General features: G+C 70.6%; 13 protein-coding genes. 8 read left to right on the top strand and 5 right to left on the bottom strand.

Annotation, left to right across the window (positions count from 1 at the left end; all coding sequences use genetic code 11):
* Window positions 1–302 precede the first annotated feature (302 nt).
* From ACIOHC_RS36815 to ACIOHC_RS36840, 6 genes are all read left to right on the top strand, one after another.
* A complete protein-coding gene (locus tag ACIOHC_RS36815; protein WP_389638352.1) occupies window positions 303–869 on the top strand; it encodes a DUF6529 family protein in 567 nt (188 codons plus the stop codon).
* Window positions 870–1,350: 481 nt separating this feature from the next.
* Window positions 1,351–3,288, top strand: a complete 1,938-nt coding sequence (locus tag ACIOHC_RS36820; RefSeq protein WP_351079777.1) for an ATP-binding protein — start codon at window positions 1,351–1,353, stop codon at window positions 3,286–3,288.
* 7 nt (window positions 3,289–3,295) lie between these two features.
* Window positions 3,296–3,730 carry a roadblock/LC7 domain-containing protein gene (locus tag ACIOHC_RS36825; protein WP_351079775.1) on the top strand — a complete coding sequence of 145 codons (435 nt, stop codon included), beginning with the start codon at window positions 3,296–3,298 and terminating at the stop codon, window positions 3,728–3,730.
* A gap of 2 nt (window positions 3,731–3,732) precedes the next feature.
* Window positions 3,733–4,104, top strand: a complete 372-nt coding sequence (locus ACIOHC_RS36830; RefSeq protein ID WP_389638349.1) for a DUF742 domain-containing protein — start codon at window positions 3,733–3,735, stop codon at window positions 4,102–4,104.
* Complete coding sequence (locus ACIOHC_RS36835; RefSeq protein WP_351079771.1) at window positions 4,082–4,738, top strand: ATP/GTP-binding protein; 657 nt, start codon at window positions 4,082–4,084, stop codon at window positions 4,736–4,738. The genes ACIOHC_RS36830 and ACIOHC_RS36835 overlap by 23 nt, the downstream gene beginning before the upstream one ends.
* Window positions 4,735–5,322, top strand: coding sequence for a GAF domain-containing protein (locus ACIOHC_RS36840; RefSeq protein WP_351079769.1), 588 nt, complete (start codon window positions 4,735–4,737; stop codon window positions 5,320–5,322). Before ACIOHC_RS36835 ends, ACIOHC_RS36840 begins: the two co-directional genes overlap by 4 nt.
* A 355-nt stretch (window positions 5,323–5,677) precedes the next feature.
* Here the strand turns inward: ACIOHC_RS36840 and ACIOHC_RS36845 are convergent, their stop codons facing one another.
* From ACIOHC_RS36845 to ACIOHC_RS36865, 5 genes are all read right to left on the bottom strand, one after another.
* The gene (locus tag ACIOHC_RS36845; protein ID WP_351079767.1) at window positions 5,678–7,588 is read right to left on the bottom strand and encodes a DUF2264 domain-containing protein; all 1,911 of its coding nucleotides are present in this window, start codon (window positions 7,586–7,588) and stop codon (window positions 5,678–5,680) included.
* 39 nt (window positions 7,589–7,627) lie between these two features.
* A complete protein-coding gene (locus ACIOHC_RS36850) occupies window positions 7,628–10,060 on the bottom strand; it encodes a polysaccharide lyase 8 family protein (RefSeq protein ID WP_351079765.1) in 2,433 nt (810 codons plus the stop codon).
* A 22-nt stretch (window positions 10,061–10,082) separates the two neighbouring features.
* Entirely contained in the window at window positions 10,083–11,477 is a 1,395-nt protein-coding gene (locus ACIOHC_RS36855) for a M60 family metallopeptidase (RefSeq protein WP_351079763.1), read from the bottom strand.
* Between the two features lie 157 nt (window positions 11,478–11,634).
* Window positions 11,635–12,729 (bottom strand): LacI family DNA-binding transcriptional regulator, encoded by a 1,095-nt coding sequence (locus ACIOHC_RS36860; protein WP_351079761.1) that lies wholly within the window; start codon window positions 12,727–12,729, stop codon window positions 11,635–11,637.
* A gap of 62 nt (window positions 12,730–12,791) precedes the next feature.
* Complete coding sequence (locus ACIOHC_RS36865) at window positions 12,792–13,778, bottom strand: hydroxyacid dehydrogenase (protein ID WP_351079758.1); 987 nt, start codon at window positions 13,776–13,778, stop codon at window positions 12,792–12,794.
* 339 nt (window positions 13,779–14,117) lie between these two features.
* On the opposite strand from ACIOHC_RS36865, the gene ACIOHC_RS36870 reads away from it, so the two are divergent.
* Together ACIOHC_RS36870 and ACIOHC_RS36875 are read left to right on the top strand one after the other, a co-directional pair.
* A complete protein-coding gene (locus ACIOHC_RS36870) occupies window positions 14,118–15,131 on the top strand; it encodes an ABC transporter permease subunit (protein WP_365690686.1) in 1,014 nt (337 codons plus the stop codon).
* Between the two features lie 82 nt (window positions 15,132–15,213).
* Complete coding sequence (locus tag ACIOHC_RS36875) at window positions 15,214–16,074, top strand: carbohydrate ABC transporter permease (RefSeq protein ID WP_351079888.1); 861 nt, start codon at window positions 15,214–15,216, stop codon at window positions 16,072–16,074.
* Window positions 16,075–16,116 lie beyond the last annotated feature (42 nt).

Genomic DNA, 16,116 nt, shown 5'->3' on the forward strand with positions numbered 1-16,116 from the left:
TGGCGAGATCGGCCCGTAATGCCTGGAGAACCTGTTGAGAAACCCTCGCCTCGCGACCGCCTCGGTCGCCGCTGACGCCATGCGTGTCACGGTGCGCATCGGTTGCCCCGGTGGCAGAAGGACGACGGTCGGCGTGAGCCCGCAGCCCGCACCGGCGGCGGTCGCATCCGCCCGCACCGATCCTCGCCTTGCTTCCGGGCCGTCAATCCGCACCACCGGCACTCCCCGCGCCGCGCTCGGCACCACGTGGAGTACCGTCCAGCTTCAGGGTGGCAAAACCGAGAGCGGGGGCGGCTGATCACGTGGACGGTCTCGCTCGCCCTGCCAACCACCGACGGCGCTACGGCGTCCTGTGGATGCTTCTGCCCGTGGCGGTCGCGGTCGGCCTCTACTGGTACGGCCGGGTACACACCCCCGCCTACGAGAACAGCCTCTTCGGGCAGCGCGGCGACGACGCCAGACTGCTCAAAGCCCAACTCGGCTCCGCACTGCTGGGCCTGGCGCTGATCCAGCTGCTTCTCGCCCTCTGGATGTACGGCCGCCTGCCCGCACTGCGTACCGCACCGCACCGGGTCCACACGACGCACCGCCTCATCGGTCTGATCGCCTTCCTCCTCTCCCTCCCCATCGCTCAGCACTGCATCACCACCTACGGCGTCCAGCTGACCGATCCCCGCCTGGCGCTGCACTCGCTCACCGGCTGCTTCCTCTACGGGGCCTTCGTCGCCAAGGTCATCGTGGTCCGTCACCGTCACTGGCCCGGCTGGGCACTCCCTCTGGCCGGAGGCGCCCTCGTCACCGCGATCGCCCTGATCTGGTACGCCGCCGCCTTCTGGTACCTGAACGGCTTCCAGGCCCCCGGCCTGTGAGCAGAGCACGAGACGTCTCTCCCGACGGCCGACGGCGGCCCCGGCCGGACCGACAACATCGCGGTGAGCGACAACAGCGGAACGACAGACGGCCGGGCCCGTCCGGCACATGACCGGACGGGCCCGGCCGTTCCCTGTGCTCAGGAACTGGGCGTCCTGGACCATGTCTTCGAACTGCCGTCCGCCGAACGACGCCGGTTCGAAGACACGTCCTGGGCCGTTCGGGTGTCCGTCGACCAGGTGCCAATGCGACGTAATCGGTCGACCGTGCGACAGCTCATACCAGAGCGGGACGGATGGCGGGCAAGTTCGACAACTGCCCGTCGCGCATACGTGATTGACGACTACCGTGTGTGCCCGGTGATCAACGGTGGGCTCATCACTGCCGAGCCTGCCCGACCGATGAACCGAGCCTGACCGACCACCGTAGGTGCCACCACATGAACGCCGATTCCTGGTGCCCCACGTACCGAGGACGCTGATGTCTCAACTTCGCGCACCCGAAGCGCGACCGGAACGCCGAGAGGGCGGACGGCACGGCCGACCCGGTGCCCGTTCCCATTCGGCCACGGCCAGGCCGCGCGCCGCCCAGCCATCCCCCGAGGCGCGTATACGCCCCCAGCTCCTGCGCACAGCGGTGCTGCCGACCGTCGCCGCCGTGCTGAGCGGTGCCGCAGCGGTCGTCTTCACCGTCCGCTCCACCGGCGTCCGGCCGACCGCGGAGCTGTGGACCGCCCTGGGCGTCGCAAGCGCGCTGGCTCTTGCCGCCGTGCTGTCCGCGTACCTGGCCGCCGACCGCGTCGCGGCCACCGTCTTCGGCCGCTGTCTGGCGCTCCGCCGGGCCAGCGCACAGGGTCAGGTCGAACTGCAGCGGGTGGTGGAACAGCTCCGCAACGGCCGGCCCGTGCCCGCACGACGGCCCGCGCGGCCCGCCGCTCCCGGCAGCGACGCCTTCGAGCTGCTCGCGCAGGAACTCGGCCGCCAGCAGGAGGCCGCCGTGGCCGCTGTCGTGCAGGCGTCCCGGCTCCCCGATCACACCGGCGAGGAACAGAAGGTCGAGGTCTTCGTCAACCTCGCCCGCCGTCTGCAGTCACTGGTGCATCGTGAGATCCAGGTGCTCGACCAGCTGGAGCACGAGGTCGAGGACCCCGATCTGCTCAAGGGCCTCTTCCAGGTCGACCACCTCGCCACGCGCATCCGCCGGCACGCCGAGAACCTCGCCGTGCTCGGAGGCGCCGTCTCCCGACGACAGTGGAGCAACCCGGTCACCGTGACCGAGGTCCTGCGCTCGGCGATCGCCGAGGTCGAGCAGTACCCACGGGTCAAACTCGTACCCCCGATCGACGGCACCCTACGCGGTCACGCCGTGGCCGATGTGATCCATCTGCTGGCCGAACTGGTGGAGAACGCCACCGTGTTCTCCGCCCCGCACACCCAAGTGCTGCTGCGTGCCCAGCAGGTCACCGCCGGGCTGGCGCTCGAGGTCGAGGACCGGGGCCTCGGCATGCCCGGCGACGAGCAGAAGCGGATGAACGCCCTGCTGGCCGACCCCGACCAGGTCAGTGTGGCCCGTCTGCTGCAGGACGGCCGGATCGGCCTGTTCGTCGTCGCGTCGCTCGCCCGGCGGCACGGCATCGCGGTCCGGCTGCAGAGCAACATCTACGGAGGCACACAGGCCGTACTCGTCCTCCCGCAGTGCCTGCTGGGCGCGGACGCGGACGCCCCGGCCGGGAGCGACGCGACCTTGGTCCCGCCGCCGGGCCCCGTGCACCGCCCGCCCGCCGAGGACGGCCCCGGCAGCCACCGCAGGCCGGACCCGAGCCTGAACCCCGGCCCGGCACCCGGTCCACAGGCCGGAACCGACCGGCAGTCCTACGTCCCCGGCCATCCGCTGCGCCTGCACCAGCCACCCCGGCAGGCGCGGCATCAGGCCGAAGCCCCGCCGCTCCCCCTGCGCGCCGAGCGCCTCGACCGTCCCACCCCGGCCGAGGCCCGAACCGTAATCCGGCGCACGGACGACGCACCCGCGCCACTCCCCTCCGAGGCCGGCGTCGTACGCGGCACCATGGGGCGGCCGCAACTCCCCAGGCGCGCCCATCAGGAGCATCTGGTTCCACAGCTCAGAGAGGCACCGGCCGCACGCGCCGAGGGCGAACAGGTCCTGCACGACCCCGGTCTCATGGCGGCCTTCCGGCGGGGCATCGAACTGGCCGAGGCCCGCACCGAGTCCGAGACGGACATCGATCCGGCCCCGGACACGCACCACGAATCGGCACCTTCGCAGGCCTGGCGGTCCCAGGTCCCGCTGCCGGTCCGCGGACGGACGGCGACCGTCGCCCCGTACCACCGGGCCCCCGTTCCGGAGCCCGGCGCGGTCCCGGCCACCGACCCTCTCGAAGCGAACACCTCCAAGGAGTAGATGCACCATGTCGACCGATATGTCGTCCGGTCAGGTCCCGGACCTCGACTGGCTGCTGAGCGGACTGGTCCAGCGCGTACCGTACACACGCAGCGCCGTCCTGCTCTCCGCCGACGGGCTGGTGAAGTCCCTCCACGGCATGGACGCCGACAGCGCCGATCACATGGCGGCGCTGGCCGCGGGCCTGTACTCACTCGGCCGCAGCGCCGGCGCGCGCTTCGGCGACAGCGGCGACGTACGCCAGGTGGTGGTGGAGCTCGATTCGACGCTGCTGTTCGTCTCCACCGCCGGGTCGGGCACCTGCCTCGCCGTACTGGCGGGCCGCGAGGCCGACCCGGCGGTGCTCGGCTATGAGATGACCATGCTGGTCAAGAGCGTCCGGCCCTACCTGATGACTCCGGCGAGACAAGCGGCCGGGGCCTCGAGTCCCACGGGGCTTTGAGGGTGTCGGTCGCACCGGACGGGCCGTTGGTCGACGACGCGGCAGGCCGGCTCATCCGCCCGTACACCGTGAGCAACGGCCGCACCCGTCCGACGGCCGTGCTCGACCTGCTCTCCCTGGTGATGGCCACGGGGACCGAGCCGCAGACGCATCTGGGGCCCGAGCACTCCGTGGCGCTGGGACTGTGCTGCGATCCCACTTCCGTGGCCGAGATCGCCGCCCATCTACGGCTGCCCGCGGTAGTGACCAAGGTGCTCGTATCCGACCTGGTGGACTGCGGGGCGGTGACCGCGCATCCGCCCGCCTTCCATGACATGCCCACCGACCGATCCCTGCTGGAGGCAGTGCTCGATGGCTTACGACGACAGCTATGACTCCGGCAGCACCTACGACTCCCGCGGAAGCGACGGACCGAGCGGCTGCGAAGGCTTTCCCGTCGCGCTCAAGGTGCTGGTGGCAGGCGGGTTCGGCGTCGGCAAGACGACGTTCGTCGGCGCGGTCAGTGAGATCGCGCCACTGAGCACGGAGGAACTGCTGACCCAGGTCAGCGCGGCGACCGACAGTCTCGACGGCATCGAGTCGAAGACCTCCACCACCGTGGCGATGGACTTCGGCCGCATCACGCTCGACGAGCGGCATGTCCTCTATCTGTTCGGTACCCCCGGCCAGGAACGCTTCTGGTTCATGTGGGACGAACTCTCCCAGGGCGCGCTCGGAGCGGTGGTGATCGCGGACACCCGCAGGCTCGCGGAGTGCTTCGCCGCCGTCGACTTCTTCGAGCGGCGCGGCATCGGATTCATCGTCGCGGTGAACGAGTTCGACGGCGCCTTCCGCTACGCGCCCGAGGAGGTGCGGGCCGCACTCGATCTGGGGGCGGACGTGCCCGTCGTGCTCTGCGACGCCCGGATCGCCAGCTCCGGCACGGGGGCACTGGTCACGCTGGTCCAGCACCTGATCAACGCCACCTCCGCACCGGCCTCGATGTCCGCCTTCGGAGCCCACCGGTGATCCGACACGTCGCCGACCGGCTGCTGCTCACGCCTGTCGACCGCGACGCCCTCGTCCGTACGCGGCGGCTTCGGACCCTCGGCCTCGGGGAACGTGCCGACGCCTCCTTCGATAACTTCGACGCCTTCGCCGACCGGGTGGCCGAAGTGACCGAAGTGCCCTTCTCGATGGTCAACTTCATCGACGGGAACCGGCAGTTCTTCGCCGGACTGCACACCCCGGCCGGCGCGGACAAGGGTTCCGGCCTGGGTGCCACGGCCGCGGCCAGTGGCCGCGGGGCCCGGTACGTGGCCCTGGACCGCGGCTACTGCCCGCATGTCGTCGCACGGCGCAAGGCGCTCGTCCTGGAGGACGTCTGCGACTACCCGAGGTTCGCCGGGAATCCGGTGGTCGACGGAATAGGTATCCGCTCCTACCTCGGCGCGCCCCTCATCGACCGCACGGGCGTCGCGCTGGGCGCCGTCTGCGCGGTCGACACCGTGCCCCGGCGGTGGGGAAGGGCAGGACTGGACACGATCAAGTCCCTGGCGCAGGAACTTGTCGGGCACATCGATCAGCGAGAGGGCAACAGCCTCGGTATCTGAGGCGCGGGCCGGGGCTGCCCGGTGCGCTGGTGCTGTGACCGGGAAGGTTCACCGGCTCGCGACGCCCGGCACGGCACCTCGCCGCGTTGTCGCATCACCCGAGTGCGTCCGGCACGAGGGCGATCCTCCGCCCTGCGACGCACCGCACCGGACGCCGCGAGCTTCCCGGCAAACCTTTCCGGCCACAGCACCAGCCGACGCCGGCCGCGAGGGGCGTTCGGGGACGGCGTGACATCGGCCCCGACGGAGCACCGGAGCCGGTGTGGCATCGACCACGGCCTGCCCCCGACCGGCCCCGGTTCTCGACCGTTCCCCAGGGCCCGACCGGCCTCGGCCCTCGACCTGCCGCCGCGCATCAGACCTCGACCGTCCTCCCGTCCAGGAACGTCAGCACCACCGAGTCCGCACCCACCCGCACCCGCACCGAATCGCGCAGCGCCTCCGGATGCACAGTGTCCCGGGAGAGGGCGACCAGCGACACATGGATGCTCCGCCCGCCCGGATGCGGCCGGCTGCGCAGATACGGGATCGCGGAACGCGGGCCGTACGCGTTGGACTGGACGTCACGCGCCACACCGGCTCCCTCGGTGCCGCCGTCCCAGCCGTACAGCGCGACCAGGGCGCTGCTCAGGCCGTCGGCCGTACGGGCGAGCGCCCAGTCGGGACCGGACACGGCGAACGGGTTCTCCTCATGAGCGACCGCGTGACCGCCCTCCCGCACCACCGCTCCCTCGGGCGCCTCGACCCGGTGCACCCGGATCTCCCACGGGCCGTGCAGCACACTCGTCGTCGAGATCCGGTACGGCTGGTCGTCACCGGGCAGCCGGGCCGCGTACCAGGAGGCGGCGACGCGGTCCTCGCAGCGCAGCGGATGGATGCGGCGGCGGGACGACGGGGTGCCGTCCGGGGCCACGAGCGCCAGATGGCCGTCGATGGAGCGCGCCACGGCGTGCGGGGCGGCTTCGGGTGCCGTCGCCGTCGAGTAGGCGAGCTTCGCGTAGTGAGGATCGTGGGTGCCCTCGGACGGATCGTCCGCCTCGTCGTACGGAGGATTGTGGTCGCTCCCGTGGTTGATCAGCCGCACGATGCCGTCGTCGCGGGTACCGTGCAGCAGCCAGCCGGGGGCGGGCAGCGCGGTGTACTGATCGGACTCCTCGATGGGCAGGGGGAGTTCGCGGGCCGTCCACACCGGATGGTCCGCCGGGAGCAGCAGTCCGAGGAAGCCCTTGCTCGCCCAGTACGGCGAGGCGGGGCCGGAGTACGGCTGGGTGCTCGGCAGGAAGGTGTCGTACCAGCCGAGCGGCAGCAGCCCCCGCTCGTCCGGCACACCGCGTTCCGCGAAGTGCCGCATCGTGCCCGAGGCCAGTCGGCGTGTGAGCCCCGGCGCCAGCGGGGTGCAGTCGGCGAGTGCCCCCATCCACACCGGTGCGAGCGCGGCGAAGCGGTACGTCAGTGACCGGCCCTGGTGGACCGGTGCGCCGTCCGATCCGAAGAAGTGCGGGTAGTCCTCCAGGAAGCGGCTGAGCCGCTGCCGGTAGACCTCGCTCCGGCCGCCGTCGTCGGGGCCCGCGATCCGCGACCACAACAGCGGGTACAGATGCATGGCCCAGCCGATGTAGTAGTCGAAATTGCGGCCGTCCCCGTCGGTGTACCAGCCGTCACCGACGTACCAGTCCTCGATCCTGTCCAGATCGCTCTCGATGTCCGAGCGGCTGTACGGGGCGCCGACCGAGGCGAGGAACTGCTCGGACACCACCTGGAAGAGCCGCCAGTTGTTGTCCCAGGTGCGGCCGCCCACGAACCCGGAGAACCAGTCGACGACCCGCTCCTGCGCCCGGGCGTCCAGCCGGTCCCAGATCCACGGCCGGGTCTCGTGCAGCGCGACCGCCACCGAGGCCGCCTCCACCATCTGCTGCGAACAGTCCGTCAGCCGCGGCCAGGACTCACCGCTCCGGGGGTCCGTGCCCGCGGCCAGTCCCGCCGTGTACCGCTCGATCAGTGCGGGGTCGACCGCCCCGCCCGCGCCTGCGATCCGGCAGGCGGCGAGCAGGAACGACCGGGCGTATCCTTCGAGACCGTCCGAGACGATCCCCGACCAGCTGTTGCGGCCGGGCAGCCGGTACTGCGCGAAGCCGGGGGTCGCGAAGGGCACCAGCGCGTCCAGCATCCGGTCGGCCGTTTTTTCCCAGTGGGCCCTGGTCCAGCCGGTACGGGAGGACAGGATCCGGTCGGGCGGCGGCAGTTGCAGATGCGGTGCGACGGACATGGTGGTGCTGCTCCTCGGAAGGGGGGGCGAAGGGGTGGACTACTGGATGAGTTCGGCTCGGTGGGTGTGGCCGCGCGAGCCGCCGACGGCGACGGTGAGTACGGGCCTGCGGCCCGGGACGAGGCTCACCGTGTCATCGGCGTCCACCACCGACCGCACGTGGAACGGCAGCTCGACCGAGAGTGTGGTGAGCGTCCGGCCCGGGTCGGCGACCGCGACCGAGACGTGCCCGCCGCGGCGCTGCACGAGCACCGATGCGGGACCGGAGGCCGTGATCCCGGCCGCGGTTCCGGCGCCCCAGAAGTTCACGGCGGTCAGTCCCGCCCGGCGCACCTCCACGGCCTGCGCGGTGGCATCGTTGGCGACTGTCCGGACCGGTCGGGAGTGCGACCAGACCGAGGTCGCCGCCGCCGACGCGCCGGGCAGCAGCACATAGGCGTACCGGGCGTCGGTGGGGGAGAGACCGTGGTCGACCCAGAGCGTGAGGTAGCGCCGGGTGACGGGATCGGTGCTGCCGCCCGTGTCCGCTCCGGTGTTGATGGCCCGCCAGGTGCCGGTGCGCTGCTCGCGCAGGGCGCGCAGGGCGGTCCCCTCGGGGAAGACATAGCCGCCGACGCCGTCGACATGCGCCCACCGGGCTCGCTCGAAGTCCTGGGTCCAGCCCTGGTCGACGGGCTGCCGGACGCCGTCGACCAGCAGCCCGTGCCGTCCGTCCGTGCCGAGATTGCGGTTCTCGACGATCGTCTCCACCGTCCGGCCGTCGCTCGCGGTGATGCCCGTGCCGAGCGCGATCACCGCGTTGTCCAGCAGGAACCAGGACTTCTTGGTCCTCAGGGTGGTCCCCTGGGCGCCGATCACCTCCATCGCGGCGGCCCCGTACCGGCCGTCCAGCACGGCCCCGCCCGCGACGGCGTTCGCCGGACGGTGGGTGGACGTACCGGCGCCCGTGCCGAGATCGGACCGCTGCCGGGTGTCGACCGTGGTGCCGGGGAGCCGGTACGGGTCGACGGTGGGCCAGAAGCCGTCGTTGAACTGCCCCAGGTCGTCTCCGTCGTACAGATACGTCATACCGTCGCCGGTGTACCAGCCATGCAGATTCTCGCCGTTGCCCGCCTCGTACGCCGAGATCCGCCTCGACGACAGCGACAGCGCGCAGGCCCAGCCGGGACGGCGGTGCACGACGCGGTCCATGTCGGCGAAGACGAAGTGACCCGTCGTGCGCGACTCGGCCTTTACCGTATGGTCGTTCAGCACGGCCTTTGCCAGGGCGAGTTGGGGCAGCGACGCCAGGGCCGTGAAGGGCGTCGTGCGGTTGCGGGTCAGCCAGCCCTTGACCAGTGCCCGCCAGCGGCCCGCGTACGGGGCGGGGGCGCCGGACGCGAGGAGCAGGATCGCGGAGAGGGCCGTCGCACCGTCGCGGTGGTCACCGGCGCGTTCCCGGGAGATCGCCCGGCCGCGCACCGAGTCCATCATCAGTCCGTCGAAGACCACCGGGGCGAAGGTACGCTCCACCGCCTCGTACATCACCGACACGTCCGGGTCGGCGACCGCCCACTCGGAGCCCGCGAGGAGCGCCAGCAGATAGGCGGTGCCGTTGAGCAGCACGATGCCGTACGAACCGGTGTAGGCGACCACGTCGTGCTGGACGAACGAGCCGTCCTCGTAGAACCCGTCACCCGAACTCGTGTAACGGAAGAGGCTGTTGCGCCCCGAGTCGCGCACGTCGGAGAGCGCGTCACGGGCGGATTCGAGCTTGCCGGCGTCCTGCCCCAGCAGCCCGCGCAGCGCCACGATGACGGCCTTGTCGGTGCGGTTGGCGCCGGTCTCGGCGAGAGTGGGGGAGTTGGTACGGCGGTCCGCGTCCGGGCAGAAGCGGTCGACGACCGCGAGATAGTCCTTCAGATCGGCTGCGGGAAGCCTCTCGCGGAGGAGGACGGAGCAGTCCATCAGGGCACGTGGGGCGCCGATCTCCCAGAACCACCAGTTGCCGGTCTCGCGCTTGGCCGGGTTGTACGCGGTGTCGTGGGTGAAGCGCAGTGCGGCGACGAGGGCGTCCGCCACCTCCGCGCTCCCGGCGAGGGAGGTGCCCTCGGTGGCCCAGGCGGTGGCGACGGTGCGCAGCCGGGTGTAGCTCTGACCGAAGTTTCCCGGGTCGGTGACCGGGGCGAGGTCGGACCAGAGGGCGGTCCGTCCGGCACTGCGGTCGAGCGTGTTCCAGAGCCCCTCGGCCGTGCTGTCCAGGGCCGCGAGCGACGCTGTGAAATCGGTGTCGGACGGGTCGAACCCGCCGCCGGTGAGCAGTGTCTCGGCCCGCTGGAGGAGGGTGCCGAAGTCCGCTGCCGCCGTTGTTCCGTCGGACGCGGCCGCGACGGGCCGCGCGTGTGCGGCGCCCGCCGACGCCATGAGCGTCGTCCCGGCCGTGACGGCCGTGGCGGTGCCCGCCGCGAGAAGGGTCCTTCTGCTGAGGTTCACGGTGGTTCCTTATCCGCCTCGGTCAGTCGGTCAGTGTGGACGGGTCGACGGAGGGCTTCGGCAGGTTCAGGGCGGCCAGTTCGGCCCTTCCGGTGGCGTCGATCGGGAACGCCCAGGTGTTCACGAAGAAGTCGGTGAGGTCGTGGCCGGCGACGCGGCTGGAGTACGTGGCGAGGGCCCGGTAGCGCTTGTCGTTCTCCGTGTACTGGGACTGCGGGTTCTCCTCGCGCACCAGCTTGTGTAGTTGGGGCCAGAAGTCGTCGCCGAAGGCCAGTTCCAGCTGGCGCAGCGGGACGAGCTTTTCGTAGGCGCCGAACGACTTCTCGTAACTCAGGCCGTCCGTGCCGAACTTGCGCTGTGCGGACTGGAAGTAGGTGAGTCCCGTCGTGGCATCGACCGTGAGGAGGTTGGACGGCTGCTTCAGGGTGCGCTGCGCGGCCAGCGAGTAGATGTTGACCGTGACCTCGGTCAGACCGCCGGGCTTGTAGGCGAACTGCTGGTGCAGGTGGCCGAGTTCGTGGTAGAGGCCCCAGCCGCGGGTGCGCAGTCCCTCCACCGTCGTGGCCCGGTCGAGATAGGCCCGCGGGAAGCCGTTGTAGCCGTGGGTGGCGTAGGCGCCGACACCGGTCGGCACCTTGCTGACCTCGGTGAAGTGGTACGGTCCCGCCTTGCGGCGGTGCACCGGCTTCGAACCGTCGAGACCGCTGATCCGGGCATGCGAGTCGATGATCGTCTCGACCAGTCCGAGCAGGGCGGCATGGTCCTCGCCCCGGTGGAGCAGTGCGCCCTCGCGGGTGAGTGTCATGATCGTGTGCGGGGCGTGGAGCTCGACGTACGGCGATGTGGTGAGTGTGTCCAACTGCCGCTGGTAGTCGGCCTCGGTGGTGCGTCCCAGCGTGAAGACCGGCATGGTGACGGCACCGGAGCGGACCAGCACCCCGGCGCGCTCGCCGCTGCCCGTCAGGGTGAGGTAGACCGGGCCGCCGTGCGGGTCCGTCACGGTATTGGCACCCGCGGTCAGCGGGTAGCTCCGGGGCTCGGTGATCTCGCCGTAGTAGTCCCAGGCACCGATCCACAGGGTGGGCAGCAGACCGTCGTACGGCTGGACGGTGAGGGAGAGCGGGGTGCCGGCCGGGACGTACAGGCCGGTGGGCTGGAACTCCGAGCCGCGCAGGGCCTGCCCGAGCCGCAGACGCTCGGCCTCGGCGGCCGGCCGCGCGGTCGGCGTCAGCCGGACCGGACGGCCCGCGCCCGGACCGGAGGAGGCGTCGGCCGTCGCGGCTCGGGCCGTGCCCGCGCCCAGGGCGATCGCCGCGCCGGCTCCGGCCGCGGCGGCGAGAACGGAACGCCGCCCGACGAGGGAGGGGGCGGAGGAAGGGGCGGTGGCGGAACCGACGGAGTCAGTGATTGTGCGCATGCGGAACTCTCCCTGCAGAAACGAGTGAGGGGCGGAAGCGTGCGGAACGGGTGCTGCTCGGCGCCAGCATGTAAGCGGTTGCTATCGAGCCGCAAGGGGAGTCACGAAGTTACTGTGATTTTCTATGGCCAACTGTGGACAGGCGGGAAGTAAGCGGTCACATGCGGGTGGACCGGCCCGGCCGCTGCCCAACGGAATCGCGTACCACGATGTGGGTCCCGAGCCGCAGCGCGCCCGAGGTCGGCTCGCGCCAGTCGTCCTCGTCCCCGCCGGTGACGGCGAGCCGTACCGCCTGGCGTCCCATCTCCTCCAGCGGCACATGGACGGTGGTCAGTCGCGGCCTCAGCTCCTGAGCCACCGGAATGTCGTCGTACCCCACCAGGGACACGTCCTTCGGTACCCGGATCCCGGCTTCCTCCAGGGCCTGCGCCGCGCCCGCCGCCACCATGTCGTTGGCGGCGAAGACCGCGGTGAAGTCCGGCCCGTCCCGCAGCAGTTCCGCCATCCGTCGGTACCCGAAGCTACGGCTGAAGGCGCCGGGCTGGACGAGCTCGGGGTCCATGGCGACACCGCGCAGTTCCAGGGCCCGCTGATGCCCGGCCAGCCGGTCGCGGGTGGTGGAGAGTTTGGGCGGTCCGCCGAGGTAGAGGATCCGCTCGTGCCCCTGCATCAGCAGATGGTCGGTGATGGCGAAGGCGCCGCCCTCGTTGTCGTACTCGACCGCGACGGTCGGTGCCTGCTCGCCCAGCGGAGGCCTGCCGCACAGTACGAGCTTCGATCCGCCCGCGTCCAGCTCGCGCGCCCTGCGGGCCAGCTCGGTGGTGTAGCCGCGGTCCGCGAGGGAGCCGCCGACCACGACCACGGCGTCCGCCCTGCGCTCGTGCATCAGATCGATGAAGGCCAGCTCGCGCTGCGGGTCGCCCTGGGTGCAGCAGACCAGACAGAGTCGTCCGCCGAGCGCCGCCTCCCGTTCCACTCCGCGGGCGATGTACGCGTAGAACGGGTCGATGACCTCGTTGACGATGATGCCGACGGTGCGGTTGGAGACGCCGGCCAGCGCACGCGCGTGGGCGTTGACGACATAGCCGAGTTCGCGCATCGCGGTCTCGACACGCTCCCGAGTCGCCTCGGCGACCGGGTAGTTGCGGTTGAGTACGCGGGAGACCGTGGCCGTCGAGACGCCCGCTCGCCGCGCGACATCGGTGACCGTCGCGCGCCGTTGTCCGTCCGCGGCTGTGCTCTGCCGGCGCATCCGGCTCACCCCCTGGTGACTGTTGTGTGACGCCGAGCCTAGAGCCTGCGCCGGGAATGAGTTCATGCGATCCTCCCCAGGTCGGCCCGGTGCACCGGGTGGTCGAAAGGAATGCCTTCCGCGTACCGTGCCAGCTCGTCGACGGCGAGTGCCCCGAGGCGCCCCACCTCGTTGCCCTGGGCGCCCGCCAGGTGCGGGGTGAGAAAGACATTGGGCAGGTCCCACAGGGGGTGGCCGTCCGGCAGTGGCTCGGGCGACGTCACATCGAGGACCGCGTCCAGACGCCCGCTCACCAGGTGGCCGGTCAGCGCCTCGGTGTCCACCAGAGGGCCGCGCGCCGTATTGACGAGCAGGGTGCCGGGCCGCATCAGGCCGATCCGCCCGGCGTCGATGATGCCGCGGGTCTCGGGGGTGTCGGGGGCATGGACGGTGACCACGTCGCTGGTCGCCATCAATGTGTCCAGATCGGTCGCGGTGACACCGAGCCGCTCCGCCTCGGTCCCGCCGACGTACGGGTCGTACAGCAGGACCTCCGCGTCGAGGACCCGGAGCAGTTCGATGACCCTGCGGCCGATCCGGGACGCCCCGACCACGCCGATGGTCAGGCCGTGCGTGCCGAGCCAGTGCTGGCGGTCGAGGTCGGCGCCGGTGCGGTGGGTGCGCCGGGTTCGGAAGAGCCCGGCCAGCGGAAAGACGCGCTTGGCGCCCATGATGATCGCCGCCAGGGTGAACTCGGCGACGGGTACGGCATTCGCGGCGGCGGCCGAGGAGACGACGATCCCGCGGTCGAACGCGGCCGGGGACAGAAACGTTTTCACCGTGCCGGCGGCATGGATCACGGCACGCAGCGCGGGCGCCCGGTCCAGCAGGGCGGCGTCGACGGGCGGGCAGCCCCAGCCGGTGAGCAGGACCTCGGCGCCGCCCAGCGCCGCCGAGGCCTCCGGGGAGTCGAACTCGCTGACGGCAGACGGATGGAGCAGGTCGGCGGTCTCTTCCAGACGTGCCCGTACCGGTGGCGGAAAGACGTCGTCGAGCAGTCCGGGGCTCATGACCAGGACGGTGCGCGGCCGTCGTGGGCGCGGTGCCGCGGCATCGCCACCGGAATGAGCCGGTGCCTCTTCGGTGGTTCGCACCCTGCCTCCGGATAGTAATCGCGTTCTATGGGATGACCGGCACGCTAAGGAGCGCGATGGTCGACCGTCAAGCTCGCGGCCATCCCAACTGTCCAGTTCAGAAGTATTTTTGCTGATCCGCTGGGTGGGAATCACCGACTGGGTCATCGCGTCTCGACGACTTTCGGCCGGATCTCTTGACGCTTGGGTTAACCGCTTACTAACTTGCGGCCCCAGAAGGCTCACCATGCGCCACCCAGCCGAACAGGACGCACCATGGCTGAAACAGCACCCCCGTTGCCGCGGGAGAAACGGCGACAGAAGGCCGAAACTTCCTCCCCGCCCGCTGCCCAGGCCGTCGTCGCACAGCACCGGCTGACGCTCTGGCAGCGGATCAAGCGGGATCGGGTGATGCTGCTGCTCACCCTGCCCGGCCTGCTGTACTTCGTCGTCTTCCACTACGTGCCGCTGCTCGGCTACGTGGTCGCGTTCCAGGACTATCAGCCGTACCTCGGGTACATGCACAGCGTCTGGGTGGGGTTCGCCAACTTCTCCGCGGCGTTCGGTGAGCCGGCCTTCTGGTCCGCGACGTTCAACACCCTGGAGATCGCCCTCGTCCAGCTGGTGTTCTTCTTCCCGATCCCGATCGCCCTGGCCCTGCTGCTCAACAGCATCGCCAGCGACCGTGTCAGGCGCTTCGTGCAGAGCGTCGTCTACCTGCCGCACTTCATCGGCTGGGTCATCATCGTCTCGATCTTCCAGCAGATCCTGGGTGGCGCCGGACTCCTGCCCGACGTACTCGGCGGACTGGGGCTGCCGCGCTACGACATGATGAGCGACCCCGACGCCTTCCCGTGGCTGCTGACCCTCCAGGTGGCCTGGAAGGACGCCGGCTGGGGCACGATCATCGTCCTCGCCGCGCTGCTGAACATCGACAAACAGCAGTACGAGGCGGCCGCGATCGACGGCGCGGGGCCGCGGCGCCGCCTGTGGCACGTGACCCTGCCCGGCATCGCCCCCGTACTCATCCTGCTGCTGATCCTCAACCTGGGACAGATCCTGTCCGTCGGCTTCGAGCAGATCCTGCTCCAGCGCGACGCGGTCGGCCCGGACGCCGGTGAGGTCCTGGACACCTACGTCTACTACCACGGAATCAAGGACAACGACTGGGGCGTCGCCGCCGCCGTCGGACTCGTCAAGGCGGTCATCGGCACCGCACTCGTCCTGGGCGCCAACAAATTCGCCCACCGACTCGGCCACGAAGGGGTGTACCGCGGTGCTGACCGCTGAGAAGACGCGCGCCACGACGAAATCCACCGCACCGACGCCCCGGCCCGCCACCGTTCGCGCGTCCGACGGCCGACCGCCGTGGATGGAACGGCCCACCCGCATCGGGCAGATCGCCAAGGCGGTCGCCGTCGTCGTGGTCGTCCTCGCCGTCGCCTACCCGCTGGTCGGCGTCATCGGCACGAGCTTCGCCTCGCAGACCGACATCATCAAGAGCTCCGGTCTCGTCCTGTGGCCGGACCACCCCACCCTGGACGCCTACCGCACCATCTTCACCGGCGGAGTCGTCACCCGCGCGCTGATCGTCTCCGTCGGCATCACCGTCCTCGGCACCCTCGCGAGCCTGCTCGTCACCGTGGGCATGGCGTACGGACTGTCCCGCCGCGACGTCACGGGCTCCCGCTTCATCCTGATGACGGCCCTGTTCACGATGCTCTTCAACGCGGGCATCATCCCGAACTTCCTGCTGGTCAAGGGCCTCGGCCTGTACGACACCTACGCGGCCCTCGTCATGCCCACCCTGGTGAGCGCCTTCAACCTGGTCGTCCTGCGGTCCTTCTTCATGAACCTGCCGGAGGAGCTGTACGACGCCGCGAAGGTCGACGGCGCCGGGGACTTCCGCATCCTGGTGCGGATCGTCCTGCCGCTGTCCAAGGCCGTCCTCGCCGTCATCAGCCTCTTCTACGCGGTGACGTACTGGAACGCCTTCTTCAACGCGCTCCTGTACCTCAACGACTCCGACAAATGGCCGCTGCCGATGGTGCTGCGCACCTACGTCCTGCAGGGCCAGAGCCTGAACGCCGCCTCGGCCGGCGAGGTCCTCGCCCCGCAGCAGGCCGTACAGATGGCTGTCCTGGTGATCGCCGTCGTACCGATCCTCTGCGTCTACCCGTTCCTCCAGCGCTACTTCACCAAGGGCGTCCTCACCGGCGCCGTCAAGGGCTGAGCGCAGCCACCGCCCCCCACTCCTTCTGTCCCCTCTCCCAAG

Source organism: Streptomyces sp. NPDC088252, from assembly GCF_044740965.1.
Taxonomy (GTDB): domain Bacteria; phylum Actinomycetota; class Actinomycetes; order Streptomycetales; family Streptomycetaceae; genus Streptomyces.

Bases quoted from the DNA above. Each gene is read 5' to 3' on its own strand.
- ACIOHC_RS36820 (WP_351079777.1), top strand. From the start codon at position 1,351: ATGTCTCAACTTCGCGCACCCGAAGCGCGACCGGAACGCCGAGAGGGC.
- ACIOHC_RS36825 (WP_351079775.1), top strand. From the start codon at position 3,296: ATGTCGACCGATATGTCGTCCGGTCAGGTCCCGGACCTCGACTGGCTG.
- ACIOHC_RS36835 (WP_351079771.1), top strand. From the start codon at position 4,082: ATGGCTTACGACGACAGCTATGACTCCGGCAGCACCTACGACTCCCGC.
- ACIOHC_RS36845 (WP_351079767.1), bottom strand. From the start codon at position 7,588: ATGTCCGTCGCACCGCATCTGCAACTGCCGCCGCCCGACCGGATCCTG.
- ACIOHC_RS36855 (WP_351079763.1), bottom strand. From the start codon at position 11,477: ATGCGCACAATCACTGACTCCGTCGGTTCCGCCACCGCCCCTTCCTCC.
- ACIOHC_RS36860 (WP_351079761.1), bottom strand. From the start codon at position 12,729: ATGCGCCGGCAGAGCACAGCCGCGGACGGACAACGGCGCGCGACGGTC.
- ACIOHC_RS36865 (WP_351079758.1), bottom strand. From the start codon at position 13,778: ATGAGCCCCGGACTGCTCGACGACGTCTTTCCGCCACCGGTACGGGCA.
- ACIOHC_RS36870 (WP_365690686.1), top strand. From the start codon at position 14,118: ATGGCTGAAACAGCACCCCCGTTGCCGCGGGAGAAACGGCGACAGAAG.
- ACIOHC_RS36875 (WP_351079888.1), top strand. From the start codon at position 15,214: ATGGAACGGCCCACCCGCATCGGGCAGATCGCCAAGGCGGTCGCCGTC.